Below are 14,566 nucleotides of genomic sequence, written 5' to 3'. Positions count from 1 at the left end.
GCCGTCCGCGACGGGCGCGCGGAAACGATCGACCGCGCTCACCCCGGCGACGACCGGGGCGAGCAGCAGCACCCGGGTGAGCTTGACGATGACCGCGACGGTGACCACCGCCGCGCCGGCCGGGCTGGCGGCGGCGACCACCTGGCCGACCTCGTGCACTCCCGCGCCCGTCCACACGCCGTACTGCACGTCGCCGAGGCCGAGCGGCCCGCGCAGCAGCGGGAACGCCACCAGGGCGACCGTGCCGAACAGGGTGATCATCGCGATGGCGGCGGTGACGTCCTCGTCGTCGGCGCCGGCGGCGTCCTCCATGGCGGCGATGGCGGACGCGCCGCAGATCGCCACCCCGGCGCCGATGAGCAGGCTTCTCGGCCCGCCCAGCCGCAGCCGGGTGCCCAGCCACACAGTGAACGAGATGGTGGCCAGCAGGGTTCCGGCCACCACGGCGATCACCGGGGCGCCCAGCGCCAGGACGGCACCGATCGATACCGAGAAGCCGAGCAGCATCACGCCGGTTCGCAGCAGTTTCCTGGTCATTGCGCTGATCGCGGCCTGGCCGCGGGCCGGCAGCAGGTTCAGGTTCGCGGCGGCGACGCCGAGGGCGACCGCCCAGGTGAGCACGCCCACCTGGGGCACGAGGCGGTGGCCGAGGTGCGCGGCGCCGAGGCCGACGGCGAGGACCAGCAGGGCGGATGCGCCCGTCGTGGGGGACCGGTGCGGTGCGGGGCGAACGGCGACGTTGACGTTCGTGGCGGTCACCGACCGGTCAGCTCTCGCTTGAGGATCTTGCCGGTGGCGGTCATCGGCAGCGATTCGACGAACTCGACCGCCCGGGGGTACTTGTAGGCCGCCATGTTCTCCCGGCACCAGGCGATGAGCTGGTCCTCGGTGATGTCGCCGCCGCGGATGACGAAGGCCTTGACCTCCTCGCCGAGGCTGTCGTGCGGCACGCCGACGACCGCCGCGAGGGAGACGGCCGGGTGGGTGAGGAGCACCTCCTCGATCTCGCGGGGATACACGTTGAAGCCGCCGCGGATGATCATGTCCTTGGCCCGGTCGACGATGTAGTAGAAGCCGTCCTCGTCGCGGCGTGCCAGGTCGCCGGTGCGGAACCAGCCGTCGCGCATGACCTCGGCGGTCGCCTCCGGCCGGTTGTAGTAGCCCTTCATGATGTTGTGACCGTGGATGGCGATCTCGCCGACCTCGTCGGTGCCCTCGATCGTCTTCCACTCGGGGTCGATCAGTTTCACCTGTACGCCCCAGATCGGCACGCCGATCGAGCCGGGCCGCGGCTCCCGCTCCGGGTCGCTGAAGGTGGCCACCGGCGAGGTCTCCGACAGCCCGTACCCCTCGAGGATCTGAACCCCGAACCGCTCCCTGACCTGCCTGATGATCTCCACGGGCAGCGACGCGCCGCCGGAGACCGCGACCCGCAGGTTGCGGGCGATCTCCGCCACGTCGACGCTCTCGTCGAGGGCGCCGAGCAGACCCCAGTACATCGTCGGTACGCCGGCGAAGAAGGTGATCTTCTCCCGTTGCAGCAGCCGTACCGCCTCGTCGGCCTGGAAGCGCGGCAGCAGCACCAGGGTGGAGCCGACCGCGATGCCGGCGTTCATCTGCACGGTCGAGCCGAACGAGTGGAACAGCGGCAGCGTGATCAGGTGCCGCTCGTGATCGGTGGCGAGGCTGCCGAACAGGCGGTTGCAGGTGAGCGCGTTGAGCACCAGGTTGGCGTGCGACAGTTCGGCGCCCTTCGGCTGCCCGGTCGTGCCGCTGGTGTAGAGGATGACCGCGGTGTCGGACTCGCCGGTGTTCACCGTGTCGAAGGTGCCGTCGAGGCCGGCGAGCGCCTGCCCGAGCGTCTCCGCGCCCTCGATCGGCGAGCCGGCCGCCGGGTCGGCGGTGATCAGGAAGAACTGCTCGCACCCGTCGGCCTGCCCGAAGCCGGCGAAGCCCTCGGCGCCCATCGGTAGCTCGGCGGTCCCCTCGAAACACAGGTACGCCCGGGCCGCGGAGTCGGCGAGGTGGTACGCGATCTCGCGGCCCTTGAGCAGCACGTTGAGCGGCACGACCACCGCGCCGGCCTTGAGGATGCCGTAGTAGGCGATCGGGAAGTACGGCAGGTTCGGGCAGGACAGCGCGACCCGGTCGCCCGGCCGCACGCCCCGGCTCGCCAGCAGGCCGGCCACCTGGCCCGCGGCCGCGTCGAGCGCGGCGTACGAGAGCCTGGTGTCGCCGAGCACGACCGCGTCGCGGCCCGGGAGGCGGCGGGCGCTGTCCTCCAGCAGGTTTGCCAGGTTCAGGGTCATCGGGGGGCCTCCGGGTGGTCGAGTTCCTTGATGAGTGGTTCGGCGCCGGGCCAGTCGCCGTAGCCGGACGCCGGGTTGAGGTGGCCGACGGCGCCGATCTCGCGGTACCGGCTGCCCCAGGCGCCGGCGAGGGCGCGGACCAGCGCCGGATCGCCGAGCGCGTCGTCGGCGCTGGCGGCGACGATGCTGGGGAACGGCAGCGGCCGTCGCGGTACCGGCAGCCAGCCGAGCTCGGCCAGCGTCGACAGCGACGGGTACCCGGCGGGCAGCTCGTCCGCCAGGTCCGGCGGGGTGGCCAGCAGGGCGCCCCGCACCCGGTGGGCGGCGTCGGCGTGCCGGGCGGCCCAGTGGACGGTCGTGATCACGCCGGCGCTGTGCGCGACGATCACCACGGGTCCGCCGGCCGCCTCGATCGTCCGGTGCAGCTCCGCGACCCGCTCGTCCAGGCTGAGGTTCGCCAGGCCGAGCGGCGTCACCGGCCGCACGTTCGGCAGGGCCGCGGCGAGCCGGGTCTGCCAGTGGTCCGGCACGTGCGCCCGGAGCCCGGGCACCGTGACGATCACCGTGCCGCTTCCGGCGTTGCCGAGGCGCCCGGCGCGGGTGGACGGCCCGGGCGCCTCCGGCCCGAGGCCAGGCTGAACATCGCACACGGTGCCCGGGCCGGAGGTCACGCGGGTACCTCGCCGGTTGCGGCGGGCTCGAGCCGCCGGATGCTGGCGGGGTAGGCGCGCCGCCCCAGGAACAGCAGGACGATGGCGACCACGGCGACCAGCGGGACGTACTTCATGGCGGTCTGCAGGCCGAACCGGTCGGCGAGGATGCCCGTGACGATCGGGCCGGCCGCCAGGCCGAGCACGTTGTTGAAGAAGGTGAGCGTGCCGAACGCGGTGGCCCGGATGGACTCGTGGGTGAGCCGGGCAACCATCGCCCCGGTCGGCCCGGTCGTGCCGGCGGCGAAGAAGCAGCCCACCGCGAGCAGCAGCAGCTGTGCCCCGCCGGGCTTGACCGCGAACGCGGCGCCGAGGAAGACCAGCGTCACGGCGGCGAAGACGATGGCGGTGGTCCACTTGCTGATCGGCCGGCCGCGCCCGACGCGGTCGGTGACCATGCCGCAGACGATCATGCCGACGCCCATGATGAGGATGAACAGCGCGGCGACCTTGGCGGCCTTGTCCGTCTCCATGCCGTGCGCCCGGTTGAAGTAGCTGGGCAGCCACGCGAACATCGAGCCGGTGATGAACAGCTGCAGGCCGCCGCCGAGGTATGCGAAGACCACCGCCGGGGTGGAGAAGAGCGTGGTCAGCTTGGCGCGCCGCTGCCCGGCGCTCAGCGCCGGGCCGGTGCCGGGCGCGTCGTCGAGGCGGTGCGCGGCCAGCCTGCGCTCGGTGATCACGACCCCGTAGAGGGCGGCGAGCACCAGGCCGAAGATGCCCATCACCGCGAACGCCCAGCGCCAGCCGAACTGGGTGGCGAGCACGCCGCCGAGCGCGACGCCCAGCACCGAGCCGAACGAGCCGGCGGCCATGAACGCTCCGGTGAGCGAGGCCCGCTTCCGCGCCGAGAAGACCGCGAGGACGACCGCGAGCCCGACACTGCCGTACGCGGCCTCGCCGACTCCGATCATGAGGCGGGACAGGAGCAGGTGCCCGTAGCCGGCGGCGACCGCGCAGCCCAGGGTGGCGAGGCTCCACACGACCGCCATGACGACGATCGCCCGTACCCGGCCCCAGCGGTCGCCGACCAGCGACAGCGGCACCGCGAGAACGCCGACGGTCAGGGCGACGATGCTGGTCAGGCTGCCGAGCTGGGTGTCGGTGAGCCCCCACTCGTCCTTGAGGAACGGAAAGACCGCCGACAGGACCTGCCTCGACATGTAGTCCGACAGCAGCAGACCGAAGGTGAGCGCGAAGACGACCCACGGAAAGACCCGCGATATCCGGGCGAGGGGTGCGGACGGGGCCGAGACGGCCGGTTGGACTTGCATGGCCATGGTCGCTCCAAGAATGAGCCGGGAGGGAGGGGGTAGGTATGACCAGATCGGGTGCGGGCGTGGGGTGCGGCGGACCGCACCCCACGCGGACGGCTCAGGGGATCGCGTTACAGCGGGATGCTCAGGCGTGGAAGGTGAAGCCGACCTGGCCGGGCTTGCGGTTCGGCGCGTAGCCGAGCTTCGCGAGGGCCTCGTCGGCGCTGTCCCAGTACTCGCCGATCTTGTAGATGTCGCGGGCTTCCTTGCCGTCGGCGATGCTGCGGCCGAGCTCGCCGGCGATGCGCACGAGCTGCTCGACCTGCCGGACGGAGGTCATCTTCTCGCCCTTGGCGTACCAGAGGTTGTCCTCGTTGCCGCAGCGGGTGTGCAGGCCCATGGCGATGCCCATGGTGTTGATCGGCAGCACGGCCCGCATGATCGATTCCAGGGTCAGGGACGCGCCGTCCGGCACCCGGCGGATGAACTCCATCATCGTGTACGGGTTCGGACCGTCGAAGCCGCCGCCGATGGAGACCCAGCTGATGTTGAGCGGGCCGGTGTAGACGCCGCGGCGGACCAGGCGCTCGACGGTCTCCAGCTGCGCGCTGTGTGCGAGCTGGAAGTGCGGCTGGATGCCGGCCGCGCGCAGCCGCCGCAGGTGCTCCTCGACCCAGGCCGGCTCGGCCGGGACGACCATGTTGCGGAACGCCTCGTGCAGCGCGGGCCGCTCGAACGAGGTGCCGGCGATGTCGTCGGCGGTCATCAGCTCGACAATGTTCATCTGGCTGGTGTTGATGGCGATGGTGACCTGGTCGGGCGCCGGGTCGAGGGTCGTGAGCAGGTGCCGGGCCTCGTCCTCCAGCCACTTGGCGGCCTCGCCGTCGTTCTCCGGGGTGAACGAGATCGAGCCGCCGATCTGCAGGATCATGTCCGGCACGGCCTCGCGGATCCGGCCGAGCATCTCGTTGAACATCGACATCCGCTTCGAGCCCTTGCCGTTCAGCTCGCGGACGTGGATGTGCAGCACGGTGGCGCCGGCGTTGTAACAGTCGACCGCGGCCTGGACTTGCTGGTCCATGGTGACCGGGATGTCCTCGGGGAAGTCGCCCGGCTCCCATTCCGGCCCGTACGGGGCGGCGGTGATGACCAGCTTCTCCTGGGTCTCGGGCCACAGAGAGTCGTCGTGGAAGTGCATCGGGGGCTCCTGTTCTGGGGTGGGAGGGGGTCAGAACGTCTTGTCGCCGACGACTCCGGCGCGCTCCATCTTGCGGACGGCGGGCCAGTAGTCCTGTACGGCGTAGTGCTGGGTGCTGCGGTTGTCCCAGATGGCGAAGCTGTTCGGACTCCAGCGCCAGCGCACCTGGAACTCCGGAACGGCCGCCTGGCGGATCAGGTAGTTGAGCAACTCGCTGCCGCCGGGGGCGTAGTCGAACCCGAACCGGACCCGCTCCGGCGTGTGGTAGTTGGTGAAATGCGTGGTGAACGCGTTGACGAACAGCACCTTCTCCCCGGTCTCGGGGTGGGTGCGCACCACCGGGTGCTCGGCGTCCGGGAAGCGCTCGTGCAGCGCGAGGCGCTGCTCGATCGCCATGTTCGCGCCGAACGAGGCCTCGATGCTGTGCCGCGCCCGCAGGCCGGCGATGCGCTCCTTGACGTCCTCGGGCAGCCGCCGGTACGCCTCGGCCATGTTCACCCAGATGGTGTCGCCGCCGACCGGGGGCCCCTCGACCATCCGCAGCACGCAGCCCATCGGCGGGGCCTCCCGCCAGGTCGCGTCGCAGTGGTACGCGTTCTCGTAGTGTTCCGCCGGGCTGTCCAGGTCCTTGTAGATGCGTACGAGGCCGGGGTGGTCGGGGTCGCTGCCGGCCACCGGGTGGTCCTCCAGGTTGCCGAACCGCTCGGCGAGGGCCACGTGCTCGGCCCGGCTGATGTCCTGGTCGCGGACGAACAGCACCTTGTGGCGCAGCAGCAACGCCTTGAGCTCGGCGAACAGGTCGTCGTCGCGGGCGGCCTCGGCCAGGTTCACGCCACGCAGTTCGGCGCCGATGTGCACCGTCAACGGGTGCGCCTCGAAGGTGCCTGCGGGCGCTGCCGCGGGCGCGCTGCCCTCGGCGATGGTGTCCTGCATGTGTGCCTCCCGTTCGGGACGTCGGGGTCTGTCAGTCGGTGGTGGGGACGGTGAGGACCGAGGAGCCGATGCTGCGGCCGGCCTCCAGATCCCGGTGCGCCTGTACGGCGTTCTCGAGCGGGTACCGCTGATTGATCTGGATCTTGATCCGGCCCGACGAGACGTGGCCGAAGAGCTCGCCGGCCAGGGCCGCCCGCTCGGACTCGTCGGCGATGTAGTCGGCCAGCGCCGGCCGGGTGACGAACAGCGAGCCCTTGACCGCAAGCTGCATCGCGTCGATGGGCGGCACGGCGCCGGACGCCGTGCCGAAGCAGACCAGCAGGCCCCGGCGCCTCAGCGAGTTCAGGGACTGGTGGAACGTGGTCGCGCCGATGCTGTCGTAGACCACCGGCACTCCGGCGCCGCCGGTCAGCTCGCGTACCCGGGTGGCCACGTCCTCGCGGGTGTAGACGACGGTGTGCGCGCAGCCGTGAGCGCGGGCGACCTCCGCCTTCTCGTCGCTGGAGACCGTGCCGATCACGTCGATGCCCAGCAGCCTCGCCCACTGGGTGAAGATGAGGCCGACGCCGCCGGCCGCGGCGTGCAGCAGCACGGTGTCGCCCGGCGTGAGCGGCGCGATGCGGCGCAGCAGGTAGGCCGACGTCAGGCCGCGCATGGTCATCGCGGCGGCGGTCTCGAACGAGATGTCGTCCGGCAGCTTGATCAGCGGCGCCGTGGACATCACCCGCTCGGTGCTGTAGGCGCCGAGCGGGCTGCCGGTGTAGGTCACCCGGTCGCCGGCCGCGAACCCGGTGACGCCGGGGCCGGCGGCCTCGATGACGCCGGCCGCCTCGACGCCCATCCCGGCCGGCAGCGCGGCCGGGTACAGGCCGCTGCGGAAGTAGGTATCGGCGAAGTTGAGCCCGACGGCGTGGTGCCGGACGCGGACCTCGCCCGGGCCCGGCTCGCCCACCTCGACTGATTCCCACTGCATGACCTCCGGGCCACCGGGACGGTCGAAGCGGATGGCCTTCGCCACGTGTTGCCTCCAGGGGGTCTGCGCCGGCCACAGCGGCTGTGGCCTGGAAACCTTCATCGGCACCCGGTGCCGTGATGCAGGCAACAGTAGGCGTGATGCCCGCCACATGCTTTACTCGGCGGGACACATTACTTATCCCTCGGGGACATTCAATGGGCGATTCAGGGCCTTCCCTCCGGTACGCCACCCTCAGCGGTTACCTCCAGCTCGCGCAGTCCTTCGGGCTGGAGCCGGCCACCCTGATGCGCGCCGTCGACCTCGACCCGGCCGACCTGGCCACGCCCGACAAGTGGGTGCCGGCGGTCCGGGTGGCCAGGCTCCTGGAGCTGTCCGCCCGCGCGTCCGGCCACGCGGACTTCGGGCTCAGGCTCGCCGAGTTCCGCAGACTGTCGACGCTGGGCCCGCTGAGCCTCGCCCTGCGCGGCGAGGACACCTTCCGTGACGCGCTCAGCCTGCTGATGCGCTACGAGCACACCTACAACGAGGCCCTCAGGATCCGGCTCGTGGAGACCGAGGGACTGGCGTCCATCCGGATGTGGTTCGAGCTGGGCGAGCCGGCGCCCTCGGCCCAGGCGGAGGAGCTGGCGGTCGGCGCGCTGCACGGCATCGTCCGGGCGGTCCTCGACCCCCGGTGGCAGCCGCTGTCGGCGTGCTTCTCGCACCCGGCCCCGGCCGACGCCGGCACACACACCCGGCTGTTCGGCGGGCGCGTGCACTTCGGCCACGCCTTTACCGGCCTGGTGCTGTACGCGAAGGATCTCGACGCGCCGAACGCACTCGCCGCCGCGGAACCCGCAGGACACGCCGACGAGGTGCTCACGTCGCTGGCCGCGCCGCGCGGCGTCACCACCGCGGACCGGGTCCGCGATCTCGTGGAGGTGCTGCTGCCGACCGGCCGCTGCGGCGTCGACCAGGTCGCCCGCACCCTGGGCATGGACCGGCGCACCCTGCACCGGCACCTCGCCGCCACGGGGGAGACCTTCAGCTCGATAGTGGACACGGTCCGGGCCGGTCTCGCCGAGCGGTACCTGTCCAACGAGCGCTACCGGCTGACGGAGATTACCGACCTGCTGGGCTTCGCCGCGCCGAGCGCCTTCTCCCGGTGGTTCCGGCACCGGTTCGGCGACAGCCCCAGCCAGTGGCGGGCCCGCCGGGCGGACCTGCCCGCCGCGTGACTCAGTCGCGCCCGGTCATCGCCCGCAGCGGCTGGAACGAGCAGACCGAGCGCGCCCAGGCGGGCTCCGCGACCGGGTCGCGGCCGAGCAGGGTGATCCGGCCGCTCGTCGGCCGCACCAGGCCGACGACCTGGCTGAGCAGGGTGGTCTTGCCGGCGCCGTTGTGCCCGAGCAGGCCTGGAGCGCAAGCTCGGCGGGAGCGAGCCGGATCCGCCGAGCCCGTCCCTCGCCGCCTGGGCCGGCCGCCTCGGCGACAGCTACACCTCCGCCGTCGACCGTCCCGAGATCCGCCGCTTCGCGATGGCGTTCGTCGAGCTGTGGCTCTACGGCATGCGCGACGAGTCCGCCAGGGCGCCGCTCGCCCAGTGGCTGCAGACCGTGCGCGACGCGCACGCCAAGGAGGCGGCCGAGCAGGCCGACGACCTGCCGGTCCCGGCCGACCAGCTCTCCGCGCTGCTGCTGGCACTCGACATCGGCGTGGGGTTGCAGCGGTGGCTGGACCCGCAGGCAGTGCCGGCCGAGGTCTACACCGCCGGCCTCAAGGCGATCCTGGGGCGCGGCCGGGACTGACGATCGCGGCCTCCACCGCCGTCCAGGTCGGGGTGTGCCGCACCCAGCCGGGCGCCGGCCCGGATTGCGGTCCGAAGAGGTACCGGTGCGACACGACGCCGCGCAGCGCCCGGTGCACGTCGAGCCGGTCGTCGACGAAGTGGGTGATCCCCAGCTCCGCGCAGTGCACGGCCTTGTCGGGCCGCGCGAGACAGAAGCGGACGTTGTCCCGGGGGATTCCGGTACGGGCCGAGAAGTCGTGGTGGTCGAGCCACTGCCGGGACCGGCGCTGAACCCGTTCGCCGCACTTGGAGATCAGCCACACCTGCTCGAAGTGCGGCACGAGGCGCGACAGCGCGCCGAACGCCCCGGGCACGGCCGGCGTCGCCAGCATCCGGGCGGTGTCGCCGCTGAAGAACCGGGTGTCGCCGCCGCCGGGGGCGTCCCCGCCGATGATGACCCGGCCGATGTCGACCCCGAGCCGCATTCCCTGTGTGTTCATGTCGATCAGCCTGGCGCCCGCGAAGCTGCAGCAGAACTATCGATACTCCCGCAGCTATAGTCTCCGGTTATGGATGAGCGCGCCGGAATCTCCGCCGACGCGCTCGCCTCCTTCGTCGTGTTCGCCGATCACCTCAACTTCACCCGCGCCGCCGGGCAACTGCGCATCTCCCAGCCCGCCCTGCACGTGAAGGTCCGCAAGCTCGCGCAGGCCCTGGGCCGGCCGCTCTATCACCGCAGCGGGCGGCGGCTGGTGCTCACCGCGGACGGCGTGGCGGTCGCCCGGTTCGCCCGCGCGCACGACGAGCGGCTCGCGGACTTCCTGGCCGAGTTCGCCGGGGGCGAGCCCAGCCGGCCGGTTGTCCTCGCCGCGGGCCAGGGCGCCTTCCTCTACCTGCTCGGCGACGCGATCCGGGCCGTGCTGGCCGAGGAGCCGACCCGGCTGCGCCTGGTCAACTGCGACCACCGGCAGATGCTCGCCACCGTACGCACCGGGCAGGCGCACCTCGGGGTCGGCGTCCTCGCCGCGCTGCCCGACGACCTGAGCGCCGTCGAGCTGGCGACGGTGCCGCAGGTGCTGCTCGTGCCGGACGGCCACCGGCTGGCCCGGCGCCGATCGGTGGCGCTGCGCGACCTGGCCGGCGCCGGCCTGGTCCTTCCCCCGGAGCCCCGGCCGCACCGGACCATGCTGGAGCAGTCCCTGAGGGCCGCCGGGGTGGAGTGGACGGTCGCCGTGGAGGCCGAGGGCTGGCCCCTGATCACGCACTTCGTCGCCCTCGGGGTGGGCGTGGCGATCGTCAACGGAATCGTCCCGGCGCCGCCGGGGCTGGTCGCCCGGCCGGTCACCGACCTGCCGACGGTCACCTATCACGCGGTGCACCGGCCGGCGGCGTTGTCCGACCCGAGGGTCGCCGGTCTGCTGGACCGCCTCCGCCCGCCCGCGCGTTGACCGTCGACAGTGGAGGGAGGTGGAAAGTGTCGGACCCCGCCGCTACGGTCCCTGCATCACTGCGCCGAGCGCGCCGCAGACCCCTGCTGAAAGGTGGCTCCGATGCCAGCCGACACGACATACCTCGAGCTCTCGCAGGACGCCGGGAGCGCGCACAAGTTCTATGAGGTGGCCGTCGACGGCACGGACGTGACCGTCCGCTTCGGGCGGATCGGCGAACGTGGCCAGATCAAGCATTCGTCCTTCACCACCGCCGACAAGGCGAAGGCCGAGGCGTCGAAGAAGATCGGCGAAAAGATCCGCAAGGGCTACGCGCCGGCCGTGCTGGGCGGCCGGAAGAAGCGCGCCGTCTCCCGGCGGCAGATCGTCAGCACCCGCTCGACGGCCACCCGGGCCCCGATCCTGTGGCGCTACGCGTCGGGCAGCCCGGCGTTCGGCATCTTCGTCGACGACGACGTGTGCATGGTCGGCAACGAGAGCGGTCTGATCACGACGCTCAGCCACGACGCCGAGGTGGTGCGGCAGTTCCGGCTGCCCGAGGGCGTCAAGTGCATCGTCGCCGACGACGGCTGGATCTATGCCGGCTGCGACGACGGCAACGTCTACGACCTGTCCGGCAAGGTGCCGCGCATGGCATACCGGATCGCCCCCGAGATCGACATCTACTGGCTCGACATCCACGACGGTGTGCTCGGCGTCTCCGACGCCGACGGCGGGATCTCCGCGATCGACCACGAGGACGAGTTCCTGTGGCAGCGGCCCGGCCGCGGCAACTCGGCCTGGATGGTCCGCTGCGACGCCGACGCCGTGCACCACGGCCACTCCCGCGGTGTCACCAGCTACGACTGGCGCACCGGTCGCGAGCTGTGGCACACCGGCACCGGCGCGGTACTGTTCGGCTGGCAGGAGCGGTCCACGCTCTACGCCGGCACGGCGACCCGGCAGATCGTCGAGCTCGGCAAGGACGGCACCCACCGGCAGACCTACCGCTGCGACGCCCCGGTCTATTCCTGCGCCACCGCGCAGAACGGCCGCTACGTCTTCGCGGGCGACAGCGCGTCGTCCATCTACTGCTTCGACGCCGACGGCACCCGGCTGTGGAAGCTGGGCACCGGCTGCGGCTCCGCCTACTCGATGCAATACCGCGACGAGCGCCTCTACATCGTCACCACGGACGGCTCGCTGGCCTGCATCGACGCCGGCGAGAACGCGATCCGGTCCGCGGTGGGCGGCACCATTCCCCAGGCGGTCGACGTGAAGGCCCCGCCGCGCATGCCCGCGGTGGTCCCGTCCAGCACGCTCGAGATCGTCCACGACGCCGCGGGCGGCGTGCTGGTCGAGTGCATCGAGGACGGCGGCCGGCTGCGCGTGCGGGTCGTGTCGTCCGGCTACCACCAGGACTGGCAGGTCCAGTTCCCGAAGGGCATCCGCGAGCGCGGCAGCCGCTACGTGGTGACCGGCGTCCGAGCCGCGAGCCGCGGCGGCTTCTACCGCACCTACGGCGAGATCCGCCGTCTTCTCTAGGCCTCGATCCGGCCGGGCCGATCCGTAACGATCTGCCCGGCCTGACAGGCGGGAGGCGCTCGCCCGACGGCCCGGCCGGGCGCTGCCGGCCGGGCCGCGGTGAGCTGGGCTCAGTTCTCGAACAGGTCGAAGGTCGCCCTGGCGTTGGGGCCGAGGTCACTGTCGATCTGGCAGGACAACTCCGGCGGCGTGTCGCAGGTGAAGTCGTTGTCGATCTCCCACGGGTCGCTCCAGTAGAGCTCCACCATGCCGAACTTCGTCCGGAAGGAGACGTTGGCCTCGGTGCCGCCCTCGAAGTCGGTCGAGACCGAGCCGAAGTGAACGACCTTGAACGCCTTGATGGAGCCCGGCGGGTCCAGCGTCCAGTCGCCCTCGGTGACGTCGGCCTCGTCCAGGTTGAGGCGCACCGAGGTGTGATTCTTGACCGTGACGGAGACGGTGCGGTCGCCGGGATCGGCGGGGGCGGCATGGGCGATGCCCGGCAGGCCGGCCGCCAGCGTGGCCGTCGCCACGACGGTGGCGCCCGCGGCGCGCATCAGCGAGGCGCGGGAATGGGACAGTTTCATGCTGTCGTTCCTCCAGGTCTTGGTTTCGGCCCTTACGGTTCACGGCGACCACGGCCGGTCGCCGGCAGGCCGATGCCAAGTATTGCGTAAATTATTCGTGTCATCGCATAAAGTTATGAATATGGATTTAATGCTCGTTTTCGGGCGAATACTTCATCGTCCGATGTGGATGGAGTGATTCGGCCGGGATCGATGCCGCGGCCGGGAGCGGTCTGGCCCGCGCGCGGTTGTGGACACGACTCACGCTCGTCGTTTCCCTCCCGGGTGGGAGCGTTGCCATCGCCTACAGGGCGGCCTCGGCGGGGGCGCGCCGGGCGGGTCCGCTCAGCGCATAAGCCGCCAGCCCGCCGATCGCGAGCAGCGCCGCCGTCAGCGCCGCCGCCTTGCTGCCCGGAGCCTGCGACTGCCAGGTGAGGATCGGTCCGGCGCCGCGTTCGTCCTGGGGGAACACGATCGCGGCCAGCGTCCAGCCCAGCGGCAGGAACCAGGACCGGGCCGCGCCGATCGTCGCGGCACCCAGGGCGGTCAACCCCAGCAGGCCGGCCGCGTCGCGGACCACCAGCCCGGCCGGGCCGAACCGGGCGCCGGTGTGCAGGGTGGCGAGCAGCAGCACGATCACGACGGCGAGGGTGGCGAGCAGGTGCGCCGCCCGGCGCGGCGGCCAGGACAGTGCGGCCGTGCGTTCCAGGGCGTCGTCGGGGCCGGCCAGGGTGGCCGTGCTCGTCGCGACGAGCAGGAGAACGGTCAGGATGACCATGGGCACGCCGACGTCGCGACTGTTGGAGAACACCGTCCACAATGTCCACATCAGCGCCGCGACGGCGCCGGCGGCGACGAGAGCCGCCGGCACCTGCCGGGAGCGTAGATACAACGTCAGCCACCGCACCGGACGCTCCTGTCGGCTGCGGCTGCGGCTGCGGCCGGAGCGGTCGGCACCTGCCCGGAGTGCAGGTGCGGAGTCAGCCGCCTCATCGGGTGCCGCCGTCGGCAGCCGCCTCATCTGGTGCTCCTGTCGAGCAGGCCGTCGACGCTTTCGCAGGCCAGGGCGGCCTGGCGCACCGCCGCGACGCGGGCCGCCGCCTCGTTCGGGGAAAGGCGGCGCAGGCCCTGCCACAGGGTCACGGCGGCGGGGTTGAGCTCGGCCGGTTCGTCGGCGTATTCGGGCACCGGCTCGTGGCCCGACAGCCAGGCCCCCGCGGCGCGTGCGACCTCGGTGCTCGGCGGCTCGGGGCAGCCGTGCGTGTTCGCGCCTGCCGCGTACAGCATCTCCGGGATGATTCCGGCCGCCTCGTCGAGGTGGCCGGAGCCGTCGACCCGTACGGGAATCAGCACGGTGTCGGGGCGCCGGGGCGGGGACGCGTCGGGGTAGAACGTGGTGGTGTCCTCGTGCGCCTGCGACGGCGGGTCCGGCAGCTTCGCCAGCATCGTCATGGCCTGCCGGGCCAGCGGGGCCACCTCCGGCAGCAGCCCGGCGTGCACCCGGCTGACGCAGACCCGCGGGCTGCCGTCGGCGCACACCGGCTGCTGCGCGACCGGGTCCACCGGGTTCGCGACGAACTCGAAGCGGGGGACGATCGCGATCGCCAGCGCGGCGCCGAGCACCGCGGGCAGCAGCGCCGCCAGGCGGGAACGGGCGCCGCCGGAGGCGAGCAGCGCCGCGCCGGTGACGGCGAGCGCGGCCAGCCAGACGGCCTGCGCGGCGCTGACCCGCCCGTACACGGTCTGGTAGTCGGTGTAGGAGGCCATGCCGAAGATCGGCGAGAACACCAGGGCCAGCCACTCCCTGTCGCGCGGCGTGACCTGAGCGACCGTGAGCAGCCCGATGCCGGCCGCCGCCAGCGCCGGCGCGGTCACCGGCGACGGCAGCAGGCGGCCGAC

General features: G+C 72.1%; 15 protein-coding genes and 1 pseudogene. 4 read left to right on the top strand and 12 right to left on the bottom strand.

Annotated features, from left to right (window positions below; all coding sequences use genetic code 11):
- From AB0F10_RS38295 to AB0F10_RS38265, 7 genes are all read right to left on the bottom strand, one after another.
- A partial coding sequence (locus AB0F10_RS38295) for a putative sulfate exporter family transporter (protein ID WP_360637047.1) occupies positions 1-759 on the bottom strand: 759 nt, incomplete at its 3' end.
- Positions 756-2,309 carry a long-chain fatty acid--CoA ligase gene (locus AB0F10_RS38290; protein ID WP_360637044.1) on the bottom strand — a complete coding sequence of 518 codons (1,554 nt, stop codon included), beginning with the start codon at positions 2,307-2,309 and terminating at the stop codon, positions 756-758. The genes AB0F10_RS38290 and AB0F10_RS38295, both read right to left, overlap by 4 nt.
- Positions 2,306-2,980 (bottom strand): alpha/beta hydrolase, encoded by a 675-nt coding sequence (locus AB0F10_RS38285; protein WP_360637041.1) that lies wholly within the window; start codon positions 2,978-2,980, stop codon positions 2,306-2,308. The genes AB0F10_RS38290 and AB0F10_RS38285 overlap by 4 nt, the downstream gene beginning before the upstream one ends.
- A complete protein-coding gene (locus tag AB0F10_RS38280) occupies positions 2,977-4,299 on the bottom strand; it encodes an MFS transporter (RefSeq protein WP_360637038.1) in 1,323 nt (440 codons plus the stop codon). Before AB0F10_RS38280 ends, AB0F10_RS38285 begins: the two co-directional genes overlap by 4 nt.
- Before the next feature lie 121 nt (positions 4,300-4,420).
- Entirely contained in the window at positions 4,421-5,473 is a 1,053-nt protein-coding gene (locus tag AB0F10_RS38275) for a 3-keto-5-aminohexanoate cleavage protein (protein ID WP_360637035.1), read from the bottom strand.
- 30 nt (positions 5,474-5,503) lie between these two features.
- The gene (locus AB0F10_RS38270) at positions 5,504-6,406 is read right to left on the bottom strand and encodes a TauD/TfdA family dioxygenase (protein ID WP_360637032.1); all 903 of its coding nucleotides are present in this window, start codon (positions 6,404-6,406) and stop codon (positions 5,504-5,506) included.
- A gap of 31 nt (positions 6,407-6,437) precedes the next feature.
- A complete protein-coding gene (locus AB0F10_RS38265; protein WP_360637029.1) occupies positions 6,438-7,424 on the bottom strand; it encodes a quinone oxidoreductase in 987 nt (328 codons plus the stop codon).
- A 152-nt stretch (positions 7,425-7,576) separates the two neighbouring features.
- Here AB0F10_RS38265 and AB0F10_RS38260 point away from each other — a divergent pair, with 152 nt between their 5' ends.
- Positions 7,577-8,599, top strand: coding sequence for an AraC family transcriptional regulator (locus tag AB0F10_RS38260; protein WP_360637026.1), 1,023 nt, complete (start codon positions 7,577-7,579; stop codon positions 8,597-8,599).
- A 28-nt stretch (positions 8,600-8,627) separates the two neighbouring features.
- Here AB0F10_RS38260 and AB0F10_RS38255 read toward each other — a convergent pair.
- Positions 8,628-8,777: pseudogene (locus AB0F10_RS38255) on the bottom strand (ATP-binding cassette domain-containing protein); the annotation flags it as partial.
- Between the two features lie 122 nt (positions 8,778-8,899).
- On the opposite strand from AB0F10_RS38255, the gene AB0F10_RS38250 reads away from it, so the two are divergent.
- The gene (locus tag AB0F10_RS38250) at positions 8,900-9,169 is read left to right on the top strand and encodes a hypothetical protein (protein WP_360637049.1); all 270 of its coding nucleotides are present in this window, start codon (positions 8,900-8,902) and stop codon (positions 9,167-9,169) included.
- Here the strand turns inward: AB0F10_RS38250 and AB0F10_RS38245 are convergent.
- Positions 9,138-9,650, bottom strand: coding sequence for a hypothetical protein (locus AB0F10_RS38245; RefSeq protein WP_360637023.1), 513 nt, complete (start codon positions 9,648-9,650; stop codon positions 9,138-9,140). The two genes, AB0F10_RS38250 and AB0F10_RS38245, sit on opposite strands and share 32 nt — an antisense overlap.
- Before the next feature lie 69 nt (positions 9,651-9,719).
- On the opposite strand from AB0F10_RS38245, the gene AB0F10_RS38240 reads away from it, so the two are divergent.
- Both AB0F10_RS38240 and AB0F10_RS38235 read left to right on the top strand, forming a co-directional pair.
- Positions 9,720-10,598 (top strand): LysR family transcriptional regulator, encoded by an 879-nt coding sequence (locus AB0F10_RS38240; RefSeq protein WP_360637021.1) that lies wholly within the window; start codon positions 9,720-9,722, stop codon positions 10,596-10,598.
- Between the two features lie 102 nt (positions 10,599-10,700).
- On the top strand, positions 10,701-12,122 hold the full coding sequence (locus AB0F10_RS38235; RefSeq protein WP_360637018.1) for a WGR domain-containing protein: 1,422 nt from the start codon (positions 10,701-10,703) through the stop codon (positions 12,120-12,122).
- 110 nt (positions 12,123-12,232) lie between these two features.
- Here the strand turns inward: AB0F10_RS38235 and AB0F10_RS38230 are convergent, their stop codons facing one another.
- The 3 genes from AB0F10_RS38230 to AB0F10_RS38220 all read right to left on the bottom strand — a co-directional run.
- The gene (locus tag AB0F10_RS38230) at positions 12,233-12,688 is read right to left on the bottom strand and encodes a hypothetical protein (RefSeq protein ID WP_360637016.1); all 456 of its coding nucleotides are present in this window, start codon (positions 12,686-12,688) and stop codon (positions 12,233-12,235) included.
- Positions 12,689-12,971: 283 nt separating this feature from the next.
- Entirely contained in the window at positions 12,972-13,538 is a 567-nt protein-coding gene (locus tag AB0F10_RS38225; RefSeq protein ID WP_360637013.1) for a hypothetical protein, read from the bottom strand.
- A 146-nt stretch (positions 13,539-13,684) separates the two neighbouring features.
- On the bottom strand, positions 13,685-14,566 hold an 882-nt coding region (locus tag AB0F10_RS38220), incomplete at its 5' end, for a hypothetical protein (protein ID WP_360637010.1).

The organism is Actinoplanes sp. NPDC026623 (genome assembly GCF_040638275.1).
Taxonomy (GTDB): domain Bacteria; phylum Actinomycetota; class Actinomycetes; order Mycobacteriales; family Micromonosporaceae; genus Actinoplanes.
Note: the sequence above shows the minus strand (reverse complement) of the source record. Positions and strands in the feature narration are given on the sequence as shown.

Excerpts from the sequence above, each read along its gene's own strand:
- AB0F10_RS38250 (WP_360637049.1), top strand. The coding sequence starts at position 8,900 with ATGGCGTTCGTCGAGCTGTGGCTCTACGGCATGCGCGACGAGTCCGCC.
- AB0F10_RS38230 (WP_360637016.1), bottom strand. The coding sequence starts at position 12,688 with ATGAAACTGTCCCATTCCCGCGCCTCGCTGATGCGCGCCGCGGGCGCC.
- AB0F10_RS38240 (WP_360637021.1), top strand. The coding sequence starts at position 9,720 with ATGGATGAGCGCGCCGGAATCTCCGCCGACGCGCTCGCCTCCTTCGTC.
- AB0F10_RS38280 (WP_360637038.1), bottom strand. The coding sequence starts at position 4,299 with ATGGCCATGCAAGTCCAACCGGCCGTCTCGGCCCCGTCCGCACCCCTC.
- AB0F10_RS38270 (WP_360637032.1), bottom strand. The coding sequence starts at position 6,406 with ATGCAGGACACCATCGCCGAGGGCAGCGCGCCCGCGGCAGCGCCCGCA.
- AB0F10_RS38260 (WP_360637026.1), top strand. The coding sequence starts at position 7,577 with ATGGGCGATTCAGGGCCTTCCCTCCGGTACGCCACCCTCAGCGGTTAC.
- AB0F10_RS38290 (WP_360637044.1), bottom strand. The coding sequence starts at position 2,309 with ATGACCCTGAACCTGGCAAACCTGCTGGAGGACAGCGCCCGCCGCCTC.
- AB0F10_RS38275 (WP_360637035.1), bottom strand. The coding sequence starts at position 5,473 with ATGCACTTCCACGACGACTCTCTGTGGCCCGAGACCCAGGAGAAGCTG.
- AB0F10_RS38245 (WP_360637023.1), bottom strand. The coding sequence starts at position 9,650 with ATGAACACACAGGGAATGCGGCTCGGGGTCGACATCGGCCGGGTCATC.
- AB0F10_RS38235 (WP_360637018.1), top strand. The coding sequence starts at position 10,701 with ATGCCAGCCGACACGACATACCTCGAGCTCTCGCAGGACGCCGGGAGC.